Source organism: Pseudomonas sp. TNT2022 ID1044 (assembly GCF_028656895.1).
GTDB classification, from domain to species: domain Bacteria; phylum Pseudomonadota; class Gammaproteobacteria; order Pseudomonadales; family Pseudomonadaceae; genus Aquipseudomonas; species Aquipseudomonas reinekei.
Genome location: NZ_JAMDHB010000025.1, coordinates 204,719 through 225,189 on the forward strand (window position 1 = coordinate 204,719; position 20,471 = coordinate 225,189).

At 55.7% G+C, this 20,471-nt stretch carries 18 protein-coding genes and 2 pseudogenes; 11 read left to right on the forward strand and 9 right to left on the reverse strand.

Translation table 11 applies throughout. From position 1 onward, the window contains the following. Nucleotides 1–51 precede the first annotated feature (51 nt). Nucleotides 52–819: a hydroxyacylglutathione hydrolase gene (gloB, locus tag M5G20_RS26275; RefSeq protein ID WP_273921577.1), complete on the reverse strand. Its 768-nt coding sequence runs from the start codon at nt 817–819 to the stop codon at nt 52–54. A 65-nt stretch (nt 820–884) separates the two neighbouring features. Between gloB and M5G20_RS26280 the strand changes: the two genes are divergently transcribed. From M5G20_RS26280 to M5G20_RS26290, 3 genes are all read left to right on the forward strand, one after another. Then, on the forward strand, nt 885–1,643 hold the full coding sequence (locus M5G20_RS26280) for a class I SAM-dependent methyltransferase (RefSeq protein WP_212627334.1): 759 nt from the start codon (nt 885–887) through the stop codon (nt 1,641–1,643). A 90-nt stretch (nt 1,644–1,733) separates the two neighbouring features. After that, nucleotides 1,734–2,186, forward strand: a complete 453-nt coding sequence (gene rnhA, locus M5G20_RS26285) for a ribonuclease HI (RefSeq protein ID WP_273921578.1) — start codon at nt 1,734–1,736, stop codon at nt 2,184–2,186. Nucleotides 2,187–3,386: 1,200 nt separating this feature from the next. After that, nucleotides 3,387–4,259: a hypothetical protein gene (locus tag M5G20_RS26290; RefSeq protein ID WP_273921579.1), complete on the forward strand. Its 873-nt coding sequence runs from the start codon at nt 3,387–3,389 to the stop codon at nt 4,257–4,259. A gap of 383 nt (nt 4,260–4,642) precedes the next feature. Here M5G20_RS26290 and M5G20_RS26295 read toward each other — a convergent pair whose 3' ends face one another. The 4 genes from M5G20_RS26295 to M5G20_RS26310 form a co-directional block, all read right to left on the reverse strand. After that, a complete protein-coding gene (locus M5G20_RS26295) occupies nt 4,643–5,575 on the reverse strand; it encodes an S-4TM family putative pore-forming effector (protein ID WP_273921580.1) in 933 nt (310 codons plus the stop codon). Nucleotides 5,576–5,579: 4 nt separating this feature from the next. Continuing rightward, the gene (locus M5G20_RS26300) at nt 5,580–6,578 is read right to left on the reverse strand and encodes a nucleotidyltransferase (protein ID WP_273921581.1); all 999 of its coding nucleotides are present in this window, start codon (nt 6,576–6,578) and stop codon (nt 5,580–5,582) included. A 395-nt stretch (nt 6,579–6,973) separates the two neighbouring features. Continuing rightward, complete coding sequence (locus M5G20_RS26305; protein WP_017337405.1) at nt 6,974–7,105, reverse strand: hypothetical protein; 132 nt, start codon at nt 7,103–7,105, stop codon at nt 6,974–6,976. 62 nt (nt 7,106–7,167) lie between these two features. Next, entirely contained in the window at nt 7,168–7,650 is a 483-nt protein-coding gene (locus M5G20_RS26310; protein ID WP_273921582.1) for a toll/interleukin-1 receptor domain-containing protein, read from the reverse strand. Nucleotides 7,651–8,086: 436 nt separating this feature from the next. Between M5G20_RS26310 and M5G20_RS26315 the strand changes: the two are divergent. The 3 genes and pseudogenes from M5G20_RS26315 to M5G20_RS30390 all read left to right on the forward strand — a co-directional run. Next, nucleotides 8,087–8,297: pseudogene (locus M5G20_RS26315) on the forward strand (transposase domain-containing protein); the annotation flags it as partial. Nucleotides 8,298–9,471: 1,174 nt separating this feature from the next. Next, nucleotides 9,472–9,669, forward strand: a pseudogene (locus tag M5G20_RS30385) (HAMP domain-containing protein); the annotation flags it as partial. A gap of 18 nt (nt 9,670–9,687) precedes the next feature. After that, on the forward strand, nt 9,688–10,533 hold the full coding sequence (locus tag M5G20_RS30390) for a methyl-accepting chemotaxis protein (RefSeq protein WP_411740525.1): 846 nt from the start codon (nt 9,688–9,690) through the stop codon (nt 10,531–10,533). 6 nt (nt 10,534–10,539) lie between these two features. Here the strand turns inward: M5G20_RS30390 and M5G20_RS26325 are convergent, their stop codons facing one another. Genes M5G20_RS26325 through M5G20_RS26335 form a run of 3 tightly spaced genes read right to left on the reverse strand, consistent with a single transcriptional unit; the run spans nt 10,540 to nt 13,712 of the window. Beyond that, entirely contained in the window at nt 10,540–12,066 is a 1,527-nt protein-coding gene (locus M5G20_RS26325) for a DHA2 family efflux MFS transporter permease subunit (protein WP_273921584.1), read from the reverse strand. Then, a complete protein-coding gene (locus tag M5G20_RS26330; protein WP_273921585.1) occupies nt 12,059–13,240 on the reverse strand; it encodes an HlyD family secretion protein in 1,182 nt (393 codons plus the stop codon). The genes M5G20_RS26325 and M5G20_RS26330 overlap by 8 nt, the downstream gene beginning before the upstream one ends. Further along, the gene (locus tag M5G20_RS26335) at nt 13,233–13,712 is read right to left on the reverse strand and encodes a MarR family winged helix-turn-helix transcriptional regulator (RefSeq protein ID WP_273921586.1); all 480 of its coding nucleotides are present in this window, start codon (nt 13,710–13,712) and stop codon (nt 13,233–13,235) included. The genes M5G20_RS26330 and M5G20_RS26335 overlap by 8 nt, the downstream gene beginning before the upstream one ends. Before the next feature lie 322 nt (nt 13,713–14,034). Between M5G20_RS26335 and M5G20_RS26340 the strand changes: the two genes are divergently transcribed. From M5G20_RS26340 to M5G20_RS26350, 3 genes are read left to right on the forward strand one after another with little or no spacing between them, the layout of a single operon-like run. After that, nucleotides 14,035–14,976: a Rieske 2Fe-2S domain-containing protein gene (locus tag M5G20_RS26340; protein WP_273921587.1), complete on the forward strand. Its 942-nt coding sequence runs from the start codon at nt 14,035–14,037 to the stop codon at nt 14,974–14,976. 17 nt (nt 14,977–14,993) lie between these two features. After that, on the forward strand, nt 14,994–16,025 hold the full coding sequence (locus M5G20_RS26345; protein WP_273921588.1) for an oxygenase: 1,032 nt from the start codon (nt 14,994–14,996) through the stop codon (nt 16,023–16,025). A gap of 24 nt (nt 16,026–16,049) precedes the next feature. Next, nucleotides 16,050–16,829: an SDR family oxidoreductase gene (locus M5G20_RS26350; protein ID WP_273921589.1), complete on the forward strand. Its 780-nt coding sequence runs from the start codon at nt 16,050–16,052 to the stop codon at nt 16,827–16,829. Here M5G20_RS26350 and M5G20_RS26355 read toward each other — a convergent pair. Continuing rightward, on the reverse strand, nt 16,826–17,233 hold the full coding sequence (locus M5G20_RS26355; protein WP_273921590.1) for a VOC family protein: 408 nt from the start codon (nt 17,231–17,233) through the stop codon (nt 16,826–16,828). The genes M5G20_RS26350 and M5G20_RS26355 overlap by 4 nt on opposite strands. Before the next feature lie 193 nt (nt 17,234–17,426). Between M5G20_RS26355 and M5G20_RS26360 the strand changes: the two genes are divergently transcribed. Further along, nucleotides 17,427–19,664: a CoA transferase gene (locus tag M5G20_RS26360; RefSeq protein WP_273921591.1), complete on the forward strand. Its 2,238-nt coding sequence runs from the start codon at nt 17,427–17,429 to the stop codon at nt 19,662–19,664. Nucleotides 19,665–19,714: 50 nt separating this feature from the next. After that, nucleotides 19,715–20,452, forward strand: coding sequence for an SDR family NAD(P)-dependent oxidoreductase (locus M5G20_RS26365; protein WP_083376085.1), 738 nt, complete (start codon nt 19,715–19,717; stop codon nt 20,450–20,452). Nucleotides 20,453–20,471: the final 19 nt, after the last annotated feature.

Genomic DNA, 20,471 nt, shown 5'->3' on the forward strand with positions numbered 1-20,471 from the left:
GCACCCCCTGCGGTCAACCATTCAGCGTTTTTGGACCATCGTGCAAGCTCTTTAGAACGTGTCTTTCCAGGCCCTGAGAGCCGCAAAAACCATGTCGGGCCGAGAGTTATCGGTGCCGGTCCGTTCGTCCGCTTTTTCTTTAACGGATGTTACGCCGGTACGTAAAAACGGATTTGTGCGCTTTTCCAGTGCCACCGTGGAGGGCAGAGTGATCACCCCCGCTTCCCGTTGTCGGGTGACGGTGGCGAGGCGTTCGAGGGTGTCCGGATTACTCGGTTCGACGGCGGCGGCGAAGCGCAGATTGCTCAGGGTGTATTCATGGGTACAGTAGACGCGGGTATCCTCGGGAAGGGCCGCGAGGCGCGACAGCGAGGTATGCATTTGTTGTGGCGTGCCCTCGAACAAACGACCGCAACCGGCAGCGAACAGGGTGTCGCCGCAAAACAGCAGGCCGCTGTGATAATAGGCAATATGGCCCAGGGTATGGCCGGGAACGGCGATGACATCAAAGTCATGGCAGAGCACGGTAACGCGGTCATTGTCCTTGAGCGCTACGTCCCGCGCCGGAATGTTTTCGCTGGCCGGCCCGTAGACCTTCGCGTCCGTCGCTTTCTTCAACTGCTCGACGCCGCCGACATGGTCATGATGATGGTGAGTGATCAGAATATCAGTCAGGGCCCAGCCAGGGTTGGCCGCAAGCCAGGCTTGCACCGGGGCGGCATCCCCTGGATCGACTACCGCGCAGTTGCGCGTGGCGGGGTCTTGTAACAACCAGATGTAGTTGTCGGTGAAGGCGGGCAGGGCAGTGATCTGTATCATCGTCGGATTCGCCAAGCTGGAAACAATGGCGCATCTTAGAACTTCCTGGCGCGTTGGAGAATGCAATGACCGATAAAGCGTTCGCTCAGGCTGATCCTGACTGGCTGGCGTTGATCAGCACGGCCCGCGACTGGCTGTCCGGACCCCTCGGGCAATTTTTGCTGGACGAAGAACGGCGCATGCTTGAAGACGAGCTCGGGCGCTTCTTCGGCGGCTACCTGGTGCATTACGGCCCGTCGGCCCAGACGCCGCCATCAGCGCCGCAAGTGCAGCGCAATGTGCGCTTGGGCGCGCCGTTGCCGGGTGTCGAGATCGTGTGCGAGGAGCAGGCCTGGCCTCTCAGCGAACATGCCGCCGATGTGGTGGTGTTGCAGCATGGGCTGGATTTCTGCCTGTCGCCCCACGGGCTGCTGCGCGAAGCTGCGAGCAGTGTGCGGCCTGGTGGGCATCTGTTGATCATCGGCATCAACCCCTGGAGCAGTTGGGGTTTGCGCCATGTGTTTGCCCATGACGGGTTGGGCAAGGCTCGCTGCATTTCGCCGTCACGGGTGGCCGACTGGTTGAACCTGCTGGGTTTCGCGCTGGAGAAACGCCGCTTCGGGTGCTATCGTCCGCCGCTGGCTTCCCCTGCCTGGCAGACCCGTCTGGCCGGCTGGGAGCGCAAGGCCGGTGACTGGCAATTGTCCGGCGGCGGCTTCTATTTATTGGTCGCGCGCAAGATCGTTGTAGGCCTGCGACCGCTCCGTCAGGAACGTCGCGAACCGATGGGCAAGCTGATTCCGTTGCCGATGGCCAAGGTCAACCGTCGCAATATCGAGCCGTAATACCCCATTTCATTTTCCGACCGGGTTGTCCCGGTCTCGGGCGTTGTCGGTCCCGGATCGGCGAGCCATCGTATTTTCTGGATAGATTGCATGAGCGATAGCGTAGAACTTTTCACCGATGGCGCTTGTAAAGGCAACCCTGGCCCTGGCGGCTGGGGCGCGTTGCTGGTGTGCAAGGGCGTGGAAAAGGAACTCTGGGGTGGCGAAGCCAACACCACCAACAACCGTATGGAGTTGATGGGTGCGATTCGTGGCCTGGAAGAACTCAAGCGTTCATGTGATGTGCTGCTGGTGACCGACTCCCAGTACGTCATGAAAGGCATCAACGAATGGATGGCCAACTGGAAAAAACGCGGCTGGAAAACCGCCGCGAAAGAGCCCGTGAAAAACGCTGACCTGTGGAAGCTGCTCGACGAACAGGTCAATCGCCACAACGTCACCTGGAAGTGGGTGCGCGGACACATCGGCCATCACGGCAACGAACGCGCTGACCAACTGGCCAACCGTGGCGTGGATGAAGTACGCGGGTTCAAGCAGTCCTGATTACGGAGTCGCACCCTTCGCGAGCCTGCTCGCGAAGGGTGCGACTCGGTGTATCTGAAGATCCCGGCGAGCGTGTTAACATCGCCGCTTTTGCACGATTGACCGATTGAGAGCTGAGCACTGATGGCCACCAGATCCGTTGCCCTCTTCTGCCTACTTGTCAGCTGTGTAATCGAGCCATTAGCACATCAGTGAACCATTCAAGGTGCTGATTGTGTTGGGTTTATCGATTCGGCTCCCGTTTATTATCTGATTTTCAAGATTTCGTGCTTCTAAACTGTAAACGATGGGCTGTTTTAGCTGCTCATCGTTTACATTCTAAAATAAGAGCCTATAGCGATCTGATAGCCTTTTTTTCGAATGCGACGTTTCCCGTCTCGGGATAGCAATTTTTTTGCAAGTCGTCCGCAATAAACAGCATGAACTGCTGTGCTGACTCAACGCGCTCGACAACCTTTTCCGCTCTCCGAGAACTGAGCTTTGGCGCTTGGGCGTTTTATCCATTTTCGCGGCTCATTTGGTCCTCTGGAGTTTGCCCCGGTTTCTTACTTAGCGGTTGTCGATGTGTATTCCGCCTAAGCACAGATCGCACATGGGATGCTAGTCTTCCAGCTTCAAATAAGCGGTGAATTTGAAAAAAATGACTTAAGAAGACTTTGTTGTGAGGAGAATGGGTCCTTGCAGAAATGACTCATTAGCCTATCGAGAAAAAGTCGAGCCTCTCCCATGTCTGCGATGCGGGCCTTGGACCTTTAAGCGGGCAACGGATCCTGAAAGCTGCAGAACTGATACCTAGGCTTGAAGGTCAACTAATCTTTGGGCCAGGGGTGTATGGAGTTGGGTTCAGGTTGCACGAGCTAAACCCAACAAAATGCCCCAAAGGCATCCTCAATGGTGTTTTTCGTGCGCAGAATTAATTGGGGGTAGGCGACCGACTAAGGTCTAGAAGTTATCATCGTGGGGGGCATTGGAACTCGACTCGACACGACACGACACGACACGACAGGCAGCAAGCGGCCAATAGCTGTCGTTCGGAGGGAGGCTACGAAACAGGGTTCGATTCATTCGGTTGATCCTGTAAGGCCACGTGATCGACTCTACGATCATGATTGTCAGTGACGCGGATGCCGGGATAGGCTCCCTCTTCGAGGCACGACGGCGACGACAGGATGCCAAATCGAAGAAGGGATACGAGAATTTATGACTTCAATCATATGTTGGAACAACAAAAGCGAAGATTGGTATCCAGGTCTCTGGGCTGTTGCAGACTCTAGGGTCTCAAGTGACGCAGGGCCAATGACGGATAATTTGCAAAAATTGTTTGTTCTGCCTGTGAACATCTATCAGGGTGAAAACACGGTAACTAGAGAGCGTTCTCATCGGGTCATGAGTGTTTGTTATGGATTTGCGGGTAGTACACTTATCGGGACTAGCGTAAAAGATATCTTGGCGCTTTGCTTGGATAATCTGACAGAAATGAATTATTACGACGAAAGCGGTGACATATCTAGGTCGCTTGCAGAACGGATGCCAAGTATCGAGGAGATTGCTAGATTAACGCAAAAAATAGCGCAAAAACATATTGTGGCTATGGGGTCTTATCACCCAAATAATGCTCGCTGTGAAATAGTAATTTTCGGTTTCTGCAAAAAATATAATGATACGAAAATATTTGTTCTAAAAAACTCCCCTGAGCAGCCGGCGAAAATCAGCTTTGAAGAAAAGAATGTTGCTGGTGGAGGGTACGTGATTTTGGGAGATAAGAAGGATGATGTCCTAAAGGAGATTGAGCGTAAAAATATAGCTTGCGCTGAAGAGTTGTATTGGAAAAACAGAACGCCAATTGTTGCGTTACAGCAGATAATTAAAGATTCTTCGTTATCAACAATTGGCGGACACGCCCAGATCTGCATCGCAACCAGGTTTGTTTCTCGAACTATGTATATTTCGGATGCTATTAGCCAAAGTTTCCCAGTGCTAGGTTTTGATATGTTTACCGATTTTGGGATATTAGGTGGTTTTTCTATCTCTTTCAGCCCATCTCTGAACATTGAAGCGCGTTTGATCGAGTAAGAACTGATTCGCTTTAGGCTGCTTATGCCGATGGCGGCCTCGCGCAAAGAGTTGCCATCGGCCGAGGCATTGTGAAAACGTTTTTCAGCATGACAGGTACTCAAAACCGGACTGAAAATCGCGCTTCTACGCAAAGTCCACGCCTGCTGACGTGCCGATAAATTCCAGATTTAACGTAGACACGCATACTTCAATTTTGGCGAAGCGTTTTTACACGCTCTGGACCAGGAGCGGCCCTTCGCGACAGGCATCGTTCGGCGTCGAACGCAGCTTTTCCGAAGCGAATGATGGATGTTGTACGGAGCAATTTGCCAACGCCGGTTCTCCAACATCGTTAAAAATATGAAGCAGGTGGCACCAACCTACTCTTTAAACGGCAGCTATCAACGAACAGTGAATCTTTCCTCAAGTTGTTGAGTAGACTGGCGCATAACGGCTTCGTCTGAATTACGTAAAACTTTATAGAAAAAATCTGGTATCAACCAGTCCGACTTACGCTTAACGAACAATTGATCTTGAATGGAATCTACCGAACGACGCATAGCTTCCTCACTTGGATTTGTTTCTGCATTAGCGATGGCTTGTTCAATACAGTCTAATAGCCGCTGCGCCTGCTCAACAGAGGATTTGTTTTCCTTCAATGTGTTATAGCCATAGTCAAGAACTGGCCCAAGTAATGCTGTAAGATTAGTAAGTATTGCCGATGTTGAAAGATCGAAGTGCAGACAAAGGGCAAGCGCGACCGCCAGAATAGCTACGCCTCCAATTATGACCACGTAGTTAATTTTTTCTCTGAGGTTAGCGTCCCAATACAGTGAGGAGTTCTGACAGATTAAAACTTGAAGATAATGTGGAACGACGTCAGACTTTATAGAATACCAATCAAGAAGCTTAGCATTTTTGTATTTTTTTAAGTACCATTCGCCGTGTCTGACGATATCTTCAATCCGAGGGGGAGACCCAGCTAGCGTAGAATTCCAGTCCAGTTTGAATAAGCCTCTATCAAAAAGCTCCTGAATTTTTGCCGCTTTTTCCCTATTAGAGTCTATTCGATCACCTATTATGAGTTTGTCGATTGTAAGAACAACTATTGAAGCAACTGCTAGCCATCTAGAATAGTCCACTTGCGCAAAGTTGAATTGCTTGGCAAGCACTTCACTATTTAGTCCGATGGATAGAAACGTCAATGCCGTCATCATAACGATGTTAAGCATTACATATCCATTATTATATTTTTTAGCTATTGAATATAAGCGCCGGAACGAGGCAAGCTTCTGAATGTAGGAGTGCTCATTTTGCTGTGCTCTAATGTTCATCACCTTATCCATACGCCGGAAACTCTAAGCCAAATACTTCGCGCCATTTTTTGATTGAGGATTCCTCATATTTATCTTGCTCGAATCGGCGTGCTTCCAGTGCTTTCAGATAGTCTTGGTTAGCTCTCGCGCTTATGCTAATCCTTTGCTCGAACGTTAGAGTGTTTAAATCACCTTGAAACCCTTTAGGGTCAGGAACTACTTGGTACACAGTTGAAGAGATATGACTGAAAATATCAGCTAGGGAAAGATCTACAAAGCGAGAGCAATCTGTACGATACTTATAGTAATTGAGAATAATATTTTCTAACAGGTAGGAGCCCATTGAGGGCATAGTCGCACGGCCATTCCAGTATTTTACAATTCTAATGACGTCAAGTACGTTCCCACCATTTTGCTGGTTGATAGCAATCGTTCTGTCTTTATCAATTCGTGGGTCAGCTTTCTTCCAGTTTCCTGTTCCATTTGGAATTAGATAGAAGTTTGTACCATACTGCTCTACGGTTCTAAAACAAGGTGCAATATCAAAGGACCAGTCTTTGTTTATCAGATTTAAGAGGATAACCTCTTGCCTTCTATTGACCTCTGCGTTTCGGTACTGATAAATGTTTTCCAAGCTCCTTTTGAATTTGTTGAGTATTTTGATCGAGCTTATAGTTTCATTATCATCGTTTGTGTAATGATAAAGATTGCTAGCTGTATTCGAAAGCGTCAGCGTAATGTTATTGGGGTCGTAATCGTTGTAAGTCGCGCCCTGAGCCATCAAGCAAAAAAACATGTCCACGTCGTCTAGTGGTCTTTTTTTCGTGCGGCGGGAAAACGACCCATAGTTTATGTCGGCTTCAGTGTAGAGCGCAGGGAAATAGTCGACTGACGTCTGAAGCCCTTGAATGCGTGTACGTAGGTTGTCCCTATCTTGGCGCGCTGCCTTAGTATCCTCTGGGTCTAGATTAACCGTTTCCTTCAGAAATTCATTGAAAGCCGAGATTACAGTGGTAGCCATATCACTTCCCTAATTGAGCGAGACCCCTTGGCCGGATTGGATCATAGTTCAGGCTTTCTGGCCATCACTGTGCCAGTCATTGCCGAACTTCAGGTTCCGTATCACTCGGAGAACGTGTTTACCTGATCATCAATGACAAACAATCTTTGCCCGCACATAGGCATTTATTGAGTAGTTAATAACCAAGAGTTTTGTAGGCGCCTCCAAGCCTCAAGCTAGTGCTATAAATTGCCGGGCTCGCGACTAGAAGGCCCAAGTTCGAAGCCGTAACGAGGGGGAAATTTAGATACCCACGACGGGCCGCTAAGGATCGTTTTCAGTCGGGCGCGATAGAGGGGAAACGGCCAGAAGGGACCTAACCTTCGTGACTCACCCCACTCTCACTGCTTTTAAGGTCAGTCGCCTTTTTTGTGTTTATGTACTTCCAGATCAGGATGTTTGGGTTTGTTTTCTTCAGTAACACGACGGCGCTGGTCCTTTTTGCCGGTGGATTCAGCGATCGGTTTGGGGCCGGGTTTAATACTCATGTGTTCAACTCCTTCGGTTGATAACGGGTCTGTAAGTAAAGCCGTACGCATGGACAGTGAAGCTACGGCGCGACCAACTCGGCAAGCTTGGCCGCGATATCTGCAAACGTATCTTCAGCAGTGCTCAGGCCGCTTCTCGAACCGAGTAGAGGACTGACTTCGCGCAGCGATTCGTATGTGGTGTCGTGAATGATTGGAACCAGCAGATCCCTTGCGAGGAGAGCGGAAAGCTCTTTGTCGGCGATACCCTCGGCTGCTAGGCGACGCAGCAAAGCAGGGGTCACCAGCACAATTCCTACTCGAGACTTCGCCAATCCCTTATCAATTTCACGCAGTAAGGAAGAGCCTAGAAGGACATCTTTCTCGCTGAACCAAACGGAAACACCGAGCGATTCGAGTACATCATGCAGCTCCTTCGCGGACCCTTTCCGGTCGTCCCAGGCGTGACAAAGAAAGACGTCACGTAGATCTGGTACTGTCGCACGCCTCTCGACATTTTCGCGTACCGGTGTGAGCGTTCGTACCTCGGCGGAAGTGTAGCCCACAGAGGATCCGGGTTTCGACCAGCGCGGCTTTGCGCTGCTGGATGAACCGCCGCTACTGCGACCACCCCCGCCATGTGACGGGGACGAATAGGATGGTGCGTAGGACGAGGATGAATACGATCGCGATCCGTACCCGCTATATCCGCTGCCACATGCTGGACACGCTGCTCTTGCGCTTGCCGAACGATGACCATGTACCGGTGCTGTACATCTAGACATTCCGTAAACCTTCCGTTTGTAGCTGCTCGCCCAAGAGATGATTAAGCGGCAGCTGTACCAAGCCATCAGCTTTTGAAAACACCGCAGCCCATCCTTAATGGCTCGAAATCAACCTGCACTTCAGATCGTGATTCCAATATGCTGGCACATACGATAGCCCATAGCGCGAATTCCGCTAGCGGGCGTGGCGTGAATGTTCGCTAACTGCTTGGGCAGAAACCAACTCCGGCCGTTAGCGCTGGGGCGTCAAGAACCGGGTCTTTGCAAGACTACTACGCAGCGGCAAACGGGGGGGCGCGAACATGAGTTTGATCCAATCGGCGCGATTCAACGGACATGATCTGTATGCGCATTTGAAGGAAGTCCTCACGTGCCTGCCAACGCAGCGGGTGAGTGAGATTGCGGAGTTGCTGCCGCACAAATGGTAATCGGTTTGGCTGCGCAAGATGGGATGCCCGGGTGCATACAAATCATGCGAACGCATAGACGACTTCAGCCTGATATCCGCCGCACTTCGCACGACGACGGAGTACTCACCGGAAATCAAGACTGTCATTGCGACGGCGAGAAAGTCCAGCCGCGTATGGCTTGGAGCGCGGTGTTCACACGATCAAGCATAGCGTAGGTGACTAGCCCGGTTTCCGGCAGCTGGTAACCAGAGGTATGGACATTCCGTAGTCTGATGAAGTGGTACAGCCGAAAACGCTTGGTGACTACTGGCGCTGCAAGTGGGCTTCTGAATTCATTGCGGACATCCACTGGTGAACAACTGCAACGGGCGATTAGAGCGGGTATAGATTATTCATCGCCTACCTGTCGTTACCAGTACGAAATTCCCGACACCGGTTAGCGGGACTGGCGTTCTCAATTTCATAAAAAAAATACCAAGAAACCTTGGCGGGGAATCATTGATTAAAAATTCTTACAACAGAATCAAATACTGTATAAAGAATCAAGCAGGATTAGTCGCCTGCCCATTCATGCCCTATAAAAACAAAAATGGTACCCACGATGTCATTCTTGAAAGGCTTCTCAATCGGCGCCAAGCTCCTTGTGCTTCCCGGTTTATTTGTGCTCGCTCTACTGGTCGTTTCGGTGCTGGCCTACAGCGGGCTGGCCAAGCAACAAGCGGTGATCGAGGAGATCGACCAATTACGTTTTCAGCAGTACCGCCAAGTGCTTGAAACCGCGGCGGCATCGCAGGCAGCGATGGTCGGCGCCTATGCCGCTGGCGCGCGCATCCTCGAGTCCAATGGGCAAGCGTCCGCGGAGGACCTTGAGTCCTATCTGGAAGATATGCAGGCCAGTGTCGACGACATGCGCGCTGGGCTGGACAAGGTCGCCCTTGAAACTCGCTTGGGCGACGAGGAGAAAGCGCTCTACCAAGCCGTACAGGAGCAGGCTGCCGTGGTCGGCGAGGGCCTTGCCGATTTCAAACGCACGGCCTTGAATGATCAGATCCAGGCGGCATCGCTGTTGGGGCGGGTACGCGCTGATAACAATGGTCTACAAGGTCAGTTCAACCGCCTGTTGGGCCTGCAGGCGGAGCTGACCTCCGGAGCATTCGCCGCGGCGGGCGCCACCCAACGGCAAGTTTCACGGATGCTCGTCGTGGTCTTGCTGGGTGGCAGCGTACTGGCGGTGTTTGTCAGTCTACTGTTGCGTGCGCAGATCATTCGGCCCATCCGGGAAATAGAGCAAGCGTCGATCGACATGCGCGATGGTGATCTGACCCGGCGGGTGCGGGTCATGGGGCGAGATGAGGTTGGTCACACCGCGCTGGCATTCAACGAACTCATTGATAGCTTCCAGCAGGCCATGCGCAAGGTGGCTGGCGTCGCGGCATCGGTCGGCTTTTCCGCGGAGGAGTTAGTGGGCGCTTCGGCGCGTGTGGCGCAAAGCTCTACGGCACAGGCCGGTGCGGTGGGCGCGGTGTCGACGACCATTGAGCAAATGAGCGACGGGATTGCGGCCATCTCCAGTCATGCCGAGAGCCTGCGCAGTTGCGCCGAAGCCAGCTTGCGCGGTGCGCAGGACGGGCATTTGGCGCTGGCGCGACTGCTCGAGAAAATCGACAGCGTGCGCCATGCATTCTCCGCCATCCGCGGCTCGGTGGGCGATTTCGTCGAGAGTACTACGGCGATCACCGCCAGCATCGGCCAGGTCAAGGACCTCTCCGCGCAGACCAGCATGTTGGCGCTCAACGCAGCGATCGAGGCGGCGCGGGCCGGCGAGAGCGGGCGCGGCTTCAGCGTGGTCGCCGACGAGGTGCGCAACTTGGCGCAACGCTCTGCGCTGGCAGCAAACTCGATCAACCAGTTGACGGTGAAATTGGAGAGTCAGTCCGGGGTTGTTGACGAAGCCCTGCGCGCCGGTACGGTGGCATTGGACGACAGCGGCCGGTTGCTGAGTGAATTGGAAAGTACCCTGCAACAGGCGACGGAACTGGTCGGCGACTCAACGCGCGGGGTGGACAGAATTGCCGATGCGGTGAGCGTGCAAAGCGAAGGCGGGCGGGGCATCGTCGCCAACGTCGAGCACATTGCGCGGATGGCCGGCGAGGGCGATGCAATCACCCATCAGGTGTCCGGCGCCGTGGTGTCTTTGCGCGAGCTGTCCGATGAGCTGAATCTGGCGGTGGGACGTTTTCGGTTCGAAGTCTGACGGCGATTATGAGGGTTTGCTGGCTTGAAGTTTCGGCGTTCTGAAGATCAGCAACAGCGGCATGATAGCGATGGACAACAGCATCAAGAGCTTGAAGTCATCCAGATAAGCGACCCAACTGGCCTGTACGGTGACCATGCTGTCGAGCGCTGCGCGGCCGGCGGCGCTTGCTGGATTGAGATGGCTGCTGGCGGGCCAGGCATTGAGCAGGTGGTTGAACGGTGTCACATAGGCACCGATTTCGGCATGGTTGATTTGGGTGTTTTGCGCCAGCAGTACCGTCACTATCGGGATGCCGACGCTGGAGCCAACATTGCGTGAAAGGTTGTAGAGGCCGGTGGCTTCGCCGCGCAATTGTGGGGGCAAGGTGGTGAAGGCAATTGTGGTCAGGGGAACGAACAACAGGCCGAGGCTCGCGCCCTGGATAAAGCCGACGTAAATGATGGTGTCGATGGACACTGCCGGGGTCCAGCCGGTCATCATGTACATCGACCAGGCAGACAGCGCCAGGCCGCAAAACAAGATCCAGCGGATATCCATCTTGCCCATGATTTTCCCGGCCAGGAACATGCTGAGCATCGTACCCAGGCCCCGCGGACCCATCACCAGTCCGGCGGTGAGCACCGGGTAGCCCATCAAGGTTTGCAGGTAGGGTGTCATCAGTGCCAGTGACGCCAGATACGTAATGCCGATGATGAAGATAAACACGACAGACACCGAGTAATTGCGGTCCTTGAACAGTTTCAAGCTGATAAAGGGCTTGTCGTGGGTAAACGTGTGGACGATGAAAATGTACGAAGCGATGGCGGCCACCAGCGCCTCCAGGATTATTTCCCCTGAGTCGAACCAGCCGAGTTGTTCCCCGCGGTCGAGAAACAATTGAAACGACAGGATAGCCACGCTGAGAGAGCCAAAGCCCAGCCAGTCCAGGCGTGCGGTTTTGTCGGCCGGGGTTTCCTGGATGAAACGCATCATGCCTATAAAGGCGAGAAACCCGATAGGCAAGTTGATGAAGAACACCCAACGCCAGCTGAGATGTTCCGTCAGCCAGCCGCCGAGCATCGGACCCAGCACGGGACCGACCATGACCGATACTCCGAACAAGGCCACTGCCGCGCCTCGGTCTTTGAGCGGGTATATGTCCAGCAGTATGCCTTGCGACAGCGGCACTAACGCCGCACCGGCCAGCCCCTGCAGCAGACGAAACAGGATGATTTCCTCCAGGGAACGGGCGACGCCACAGAGCACTGACGCCAGTACAAAACCAAAGATCGACCACAGCAAGACGCGCTTGCGACCAAAACGTCTGGCCAGGAATGCCGAAGGCGGGGTCATGATGGCGGTGGCGACGATGTAGGAGGTAAGCACCCAGTTAATCTGATCGGCACTGGCCGACACGCTGCCTTGCATATAGGGCAAGGCGACGTTGGCGATGGTGGTGTCCAGGGCTTGCATCACCACTGCCAGCACCACGCAAAGTGTGATCAATACGCGCAGCGGCGAAGGCGGCAGGGGCCCGGTCACTTCACTCATGATGGCGGGCGAGCAAGTCGGCCAATGGTTTCGGCAGGCCGCGGGCGGTGCCGGTGTCGATCTCTACCACGGCACTCATGCCGTGGCGCAACGCAGGTTTTCCCGCCGCGTCGTCAATCCGGATCCGCACCGGAATACGCTGCACGACCTTCACCCAGTTGCCGGTTGTGTTCTGCGCCGGCAGTAGCGAGAAGCTGGAGCTTGACGCCGGGCTGATGCTTTCGACGGTGCCATGCCACGTGACTCCGGGGTAGGTGTCTACTTCGATGGTTGCACCTTGGCCGGGATGAGCATGGGTCAGTTCGGTTTCTTTTGGCGAGGTGGCGACCCATAAGTGTTCGCTGGATACCAGGCTGAAGCCCGATTGCGGTGGTTGCAGGTAAGCGCCCACTTGTAACGAGTCAACGTTGGTGGCTACGCCGTCGAACGCAGCGGTCACCACGGAGTTGCGCAGGTTACGTTCGGCCTCATTCAGTGCCGATTGTGCTTGCAGGTAGGCGGGGTGTTGCTCCAGAGGCCTGTCCAGCCTTCCACCCAGTTGGGCCAGAGCCGTCGCAGCCTGGGCCTTGGCTACCGCAACCTGTTGACGGGTATTGTCGAGGTCCTGACGGGCATCGTCGTAGATTGTTTTTGATACGGCGGCAACACTTACCAGCTTTTCCAGGCGTTGAAGATTGGTCTGGTAGTAGGGCAGGCGTGCTTCAGCCTGGGCGATTTCGGCCAGTGACTGGTTGTAGCTGGCCTTGAGGTAAAGGATCTGGTTACGCGCGCTTTCCAGTTGCGAGCGGGCACTGGCCAAGGCGATTTCAAAGGGTTCTGGCTTCAAGCGAAACAACACTTGGCCCTTGCTCACGACTTGGTTGTCGCTGACCTCAATGGCCGCTACGATCCCGGCCACATCGGTCGAAACGCCCACCCGTTCGGCCTGAACGTAGGCGTTGTCGGTACTGACCACTTGGCCACCCAACACATACCAGGCGCCACAGGCCACGACGATGATCGGCGCCAGCAAAAACAGGCCGACGCGCCAGCGTTGCCGTGCCGCGCCGGAGGTTTCTGGCCCACGACAATCAAGGGCTGGAGTTTCAGGCGTCTGTGCTTCGGGTTTCGCCAGTGGGTCGAGTGGTCGGGTTTCTGCCCGTACCGCATGGCGCTGCACTGTGGACTCAGCCATGGGTCACCTCGCCCGCCTCGAAGTCAGTGAACTCATCCACCGGCTGACAGCAAGCCGTCAGCAAATGTTCACGCATGCGTTCGAGGTACTGCAGCAATTGATCGTGCTCCTGAGAGGAAAAATCGGCCATGGTTTCCACTCGGGTCTGCTCGCCAATGGTGCGCATGAATTGCAGCAGCGGGTGGGCTTGCGGGGTGAGAAATAACAAGGAAAAACGGCGGTCGGTGGGGTGGTTGCGACGTTCGATCAAACCGCGCTCCTGCATTTTGTCCAGCAAGCGCACCAGCGTGACTGACTCGATTTCCAGCAAGTCGGCCAGGCCCTTCTGGTGAATGCCCTCATGCGTGGACAGTTTCGCCAGAACTTGCCATTGAGAGCGCGTGAGTCCGGCTGCGCGGGCCCATTGTTCGAAGCGTTTACGCATCAAGCGGGCAACGTCATGGAGGACAAAACCGAGGGTGGATTGGGTCATCGTCAGCGCACCTGAAGTAAATGAGCATGCTCATGGTGATCAGGCTTATAGGTTCTCTGCCGAACCTTTTCAAGAAAAAATAAGCATAAAATTAAATAATGTTCATATTACTGTGGGTTAATTGATTTATCTGGCTCCATATTCATCTGTTTGTAGCGTTTTTTGAGCGTTTTCTGGGCTGTTAATATGGTTCTTAGATGATGAACATAAAACATTTAACTGTTGATTTTATGGTTGCCATCACAGCGTTGTGGCGCTACCGTTAGCGTTGCTTGCATGACAAACAAATGCCCAAAAAACACAACAACAATGAGGCGAACCGATGACAACCCCTGGCTGGTGGGCCATGGCGCTTTCCGAGGCTGTGAATGATCAAAAGCCATTGGCCGTGGCCTTTGGTGGCGAGGAACTGGTCCTGTTCCGCAACGCAGCCGGGCAGGCGTTTGCTCTGGAAGACCGTTGTCCACATCGGCGTGTACCGTTGGCGCTGGGACGAGTGGTCGAGTCTGGTTTGCAATGTGGTTACCACGGCTGGACCTTTGATGGTGCCAGTGGCGGTTGTACAAAAATTCCCAACCTGCACTCTGATGAGCGCGTGCCGCCGCGTTATGCCGCACGGGCTTTCCAAGTGAGCGAAGCCAATGGTTTCGTCCATGTGTGGTTGGGGGAGGGCGCACCGCAAGGGGAGCTGCCCAGCAACGATTACCGACCAAGCGGTCGCGAATTTACCGGTTCCACCATCGTCAACATGAGTCACGATCAGTATCTGGCGGCGATGCTCGACGGTCCGGAATGCTTGCTCGGCTTTACCCATGTGCGGCTCACCGATTTCTTCCTTGGCGATCTGCGCAGCGAGCAGGGGCGCGTAGTGTTGGAGCGCGGCGCGGTATGGTCCACACAATTTCTGCCGTCGCAGTTTGTAGTGGATTACCCCTTGATTGTGCGCACTGCTGTACCCCTGAGCGGCGGCAGTATTCGGGTGGATTTGCTCAACGAAGAAGAGTTGTCGCTGATTACCCTGATGATCGCAACCGGGGCTAACCGACGTGGCACCACGAGCTTGTGCTGGCGAGGTTTTGTGCATGAGCAGGTGCCGGCTCATGCACCGTTGCGTTGGCGTTTTGCCCGCGCACGCAAACAGGCACCGTTCCAGGTGAAAAACCTGATTGACGGCGTAGCCGTCGCGGCCCTGTTGCAAGCCCCGTCCCGCGACCTGCGAGCCTTGCGCCAGCCGTATTTGATTGCAGCTAGCGCCGTCGTCTAAGCACCGGAGAAATCACCATGCATGCCGTGCCTTCCTCTACCGAACCTTCGTCGCGCAAAGTGCGGGGTGACTGGACACCGGTCAACTACGACCTGCGTGACACTTGGTTTCCGGTATCCCACAGTCGTGACCTCAGTGCACAGCCAATCCGCCGGATCATTCATGCCCAGCCCTATTACCTGTGGCGGGAGAACGGGCGGCCGATAGCTGCCGAATTTCATCCCTATCGCCTGCGTGAAAATACGCGCGTGCTGACGGAATTCACCGGCGGCAGCGGGTTTTATCCGCTGGTGGAACGCTACGGCTATATCTGGGTCTGGTACGGCAATCCGGAGGCTGCCGATGCGCTGTTGCTGCCGCACATCCCGTTTCTACCGCGAGACGGCAGCCTTCCCGGCTACACCCAGCGTACCGTGCGGTTTGATGCAACTTCGGCGCTCTCGGTCGAAAACCTGATTGACCTGACCCACGCCGATTTCCTGCACGCCAATACCATCGGCGACGGGATCAGTGAGTCGGATGAGGTCGAGGTGCAATGGACCTCTGAAACGGTGACCCGCACTCGTACCGTCGCACAAAAATCAGTGGCACCGATCATGCGTTGGGTGGGCGGAGTGCGCGCCAAATACCAGGATTTTCGCGCGGTGTTGCACATCCATTTGCGCAGTAATGTATGCATCTCCTACCCGCGATTTCGTCCCGGTTATGACGTGCCTAACCTGCAACCGTTCTTGCCGGTGGGCAAGCATCGCTCGCGCTGTGACGTCACGTTCAATACCACCGCAGCGCCGTCACCGTTTCGCTACGTGATGCCGCGCATTAACTACATCATCCAGCCCCAGGACAACTCGGTGGTGCGTCCACAGAATCAGCGCTATTTCGAGACCGATGAGCGACGTGACCTGCATTCACGTTTCGATACCCCGGGAACTCGTTATCGCTACCAGATGGAGCAATTGGTCGAGCGCCAGCGCACCGGCCAATTCGTCTACGGCAGCGACGCTGAACCCGGGCGCGATATCAGTGCCTTGTTGGGCATGAACGATTGACGGCATCACACAAGGAGTACGGCTATGGATCTGGGCATTGGCGGGCGCATGGCGGTGGTATGTGCGTCCTCACGAGGGCTTGGCAAAGCCTGTGCGCTGGCATTGGCGCAAGAGGGTTGCGAGGTCCTGATCAACGGCCGCGATGCCGATGCCCTAGCGCAAACCGCGCAGGACATTTTTCTCGACACTGGCCGGCTGCCCCGCACGGTGGTGGCGGATCTTTCCACCTCTGCCGGGCGGGCGACATTGTTGGCCGCGTGCCCGGTTGTCGACATTCTGGTGACCAACAACGGCGGCCCTGCGCCGGGTCGTCTGGAAGATTGGGATCACGTGGCCTGGCTAGCCGCCATTGAGGCCAACATGCTCTCGGGTATCCTGCTGATTCAGGCGGTGATCGGTGGTATGCGTGCGCGAGGTTTCGGCCGTATCGTCAATATCACCTCGGCGATGGTTAAGTCGCCCCGGTTGCCATTGGGTTTGTCCACGGCGGCGCGTGCGGGGCTGACTGCGTTTTGCAAAGCGCTGTCGGTCGAGGTGGCGCGGGACAATGTGACCATCAACAATCTGCTGCCGGAACGTATTGAAACCGATCGCCTGCGCTTCATGACCAAACAGTTGGCCAAGCATCGTCAGCTCAGTGTTGAAGAGGCACGAGTGGAAATGCTCAAGCCGATAGCCGCACGACGATTTGGCCAGCCGAGCGAATTGGCCGCCGCCTGCGCATTCCTCTGTTCGGCACAGGCTGGCTACATCACCGGGCAAAACCTGCAGATCGATGGCGGCAGTTACGCCGGATTGATTTAGCTGACCCGGCGTTCCTTCCAGTTGGCGGGCGGCACTTCGCTGGCGTCGAAATCCAACTCCACTTCAACTCCATTGGGGTCCTGCATGAACAGCTGCCACGTGCGCTCGGCGCCGGGAGCACGGATCACCTTGAAGCGCACCCCCTGTTCATCCAGCTGCGCCCACGTCCTCCGCAAGCCCCGGGCGTGAAAGGCCATATGGTCGAGCACGCCACGTCGCGGCTCCGGCATTTGTGATACGCCCACCACATGCAGAACGGGCTGATCCTCGGCGTACAGCCAGAATCCGGGAACCGGGAAAGGCGGGCGCGGCCCCTCAACCAACCCCAGTATTCCAATATAGAAATCTCGTGTCGCCTCCAGTTGGTCGGAGACGATGGTGAAGTGGCCCATGCGCAGGATCATCGCAACGCCCCTGATTGGCTTTTTAGTGATATTTAGACGAATTTGCTCTTGTTGTTCATATTCATGCTTATGATTCTATATTCGGAATACTAATCTATCTATGGAATTTATCTTCGATCGCTTAGGGTAACGCCATGGATTCGTTCTGCAGCTCTGCTGCAAAACGCTAAGCGCAGAACAAGGCAGGTGCTGAATGAGCCAGGCAATCCTCGAAGGTATTCGCGTCATCAGTCTGTGTTCCGGCATTGCCGGTTCCGCCGCTGGCTTGCAACTGCGCGAAGCGGGTGCGGAAGTGGTGATGATCGAGCCACCTGCCAACCCCGCCAGAGAGAAACAGGCGCTGTTTGCCGTGCTTAACCGTGGCAAACGGAGTGTCATCCTCAGTCTGGAAAACGCCGCAGATCGCCAGCAGTTGCAATCCCTGCTGGCGGATGCCGATGTGCTGCTGCACGACTTCACGCCTGAGGTAGCACGCGCGCATGGCCTGGCTGACGCGCAGCTCTGCGCAGACTTCCCTCGATTGGTAATCTCGGCGGTCAGCGGCTGGCCACAACGGCATGCGCTGGCGAATGCCCTGCCTCGGGAAACATTGATCCTGGCGCGCCTGGGTCTGTTGGACGAGCAACCCGCGCATCGTCCCGGCCCGGCCTTCATCCGCATGCCGTTTGCCAATTGGCTGGCCAGCTGGCTGTGTGTGGTCGCAGTCATGGCGCGGTTGCTGGCGCGCGACCGTGATGGCTTCGGTGGCATTGCGCATACAAGCCTGGCCCAGGCAGCCCTGGTACCCATGACCATGCATTGGAACCGCGCGCAAAAGCCAACCCCGGCCTTCGCCAAAGGCCTGGATAAGCACATTCCAATTCCATTGCACCAGTGCGCGGATGGCCGCTGGTTGCATGTGCACTATTCGCCGGATAAATCACCGTGGATGGCCGCGGCGCTCAGTGAGTTGGGGGAAGCCGAAGTGGCTCGCTTGAATGCGCTGTGGCCACCCAGTCATGTGGCGCCTAACTTCGGCGCCAACAAGGCAATTATTGCTACACGACCGGCGCAGGACTGGGTCGAACATTTCTGGCAGCACGATGTGGCTGCGCAAGTTGCCGCTGCGTTCGGCGATATCTACTTCGACGAGCAAGCACGCCTGAATGGCTATGTGGTTAAAGTCGACGACGTGCAATTAGGCAGGACCCTGCAACCAGGCCCGGCCTGGCAGGTGCAGCCACCCGCACGAGTTGGCGGTCGTGCACCCGTGGCAGGTGAGGGGAACGCCGGACTGCCAGGCGCCGATGCTGTGATCCCTTCGCAAGTGCCGGGATCGAGCCCGGCGCCCTTACCGCCGCTGCACGGTCTGAAAGTGCTGGATCTGGGCGCCTATCTTGCCGGGCCGTTTGCCTGCATGTTGCTGGCGGACCTGGGTGCGGACGTGATCAAAATCGAAGCGCCCAAAGGCGATGCCATGCGCCGCCTGGAGCGGATTTTCAGCGGTACCCAGCGTGGAAAGTTGGGCGTGGCACTGCAACTGGGCGATCAGCAAACCGAACCGGCCGTAGAAGCGTTGGCCCGTTGGGCCGATGTGGTGCATCACAACATGCGTCTGCCGGCGGCACGCAAACTCAAGGTTGATTACGAAAGCCTGAAAGCGCTGAACCCTCGGTTGGTGTATTGCCATGTCAGTGCCTACGGACCGACCGGCCCGCGCGCGGATTGGCCGGGCTTTGACCAACTGATGCAGGCCTCTTGCGGTTGGGAAGTCGAGCAGGGCGGTGAGGGCCAGGCGCCCATGTGGCTGCGCTTCGGCGTGGGTGATTTTTTTGCCGGTCTGTCCTCACTCTACGCCTTGCTCCTGGGGTTGTATGAGCGCAATCGCAGTGGCGTCGGGCAAATGGTCAGTTCGTCATTGCTGGGCGCCACGATGCTGTCGATGAGCGAAGCGGTGGTGCTGGAAGACGGCAGTCTCACACCAATCGATCATTTGGACGCGCAACAGACCGGTCTGAGTGATGCCCATCGTTTGTATCGGTGTAGCGATTCCTGGCTGGTGGTGGCAGCGCTGCAACCGGATGAGGTGCAACGTTTCGAGACGCTGGTGGATGATCAGCCCGAAGCCTGGTTTGCCGATCATACCCGACAAGAGGCGCTCGCCTCATTGGTCGCTGCGCAGGTTCCTGCACAGGCAGTGCTGGAAGCGCAGATGGATGCCTTTCTCGACAGCCCCGAACACGCCGCCGCGGGTCTGCACGCTCATTACTCGCATGCTGTTTACGGCGACCTGCAACAGATCGGCGCGTTCTGGGATTTCGGCAACTTGCCGTTATCGCTGCAGCGACCGCCCCCCGCCCTCGGCCAACATACCCGGCAAGTTCTGGAAGGCCTCGGCTTTACCGGCTGCGAACTCGAACGATTGGCGTCGGTTGGTCTGGTGGCACTGTAATCGTGGGCCTGGTGCCCGGCAGCATTCATCGACAAGCACAAGGATTACCCATGGACGAGTTGGATTTCAGCGGTAAAACCGTGCTGGTCATCGGCGGTTCCAGTGGCATCGGCAATGGCATTGCGCAGAACTTTCGCCAGCGGGGCGCCGAGGTGCATGTCTGGGGCACGCGAGCCTCGGCGGCGGCCTATCAAAATTCGGCGGATTCTAATCTTGAAGGTTTGCACTACACCCAGGTTGACGTCGCGGATGCGTCATTGATCGAGGCCGTCAGCGTGCCATTCACCCGTCTGGACGTGTTGGTACAGGCGCAAGGCACGGTGCTTTACGACCGGCAGGAATTCCTCACTGAAGGCTTCAAGCACGTGCTCGACGTCAACCTCACCAGCCTGATGGTCTGTGCACAGAAATTTCATCCGCTGCTGATGCAGGCCAAGGGGTCGATGATCACGGTCAGTTCGGCAGCAGCGTTCCATTCTACCCGTGGCAACCCTGCCTACAACGCCTCGAAAACCGGCGCTTTCGGGCTGACTCGCACCTTGGCCGAAGCCTGGGCTCGTGATGGTATCCGGGTGAATGGCATTGCCCCGGGGCTGGTGGAAACCAAGCTGACACGGGTGACCACCAGCAACCCGAAACGCCTGGAAGGTGCGCTGCGCGCCATTCCTCAAGGGCGCCTCGGCACGCCTCAGGACATGGCTAATGTGGCCCTGTTTCTCGCCTCGCCGCTGGCCAGCTATGTGCTCGGTCAAACCCTGTTGGTCGACGGCGGCATGCTGCTGGCCTGATTGCTATTTGCTAGGAGAA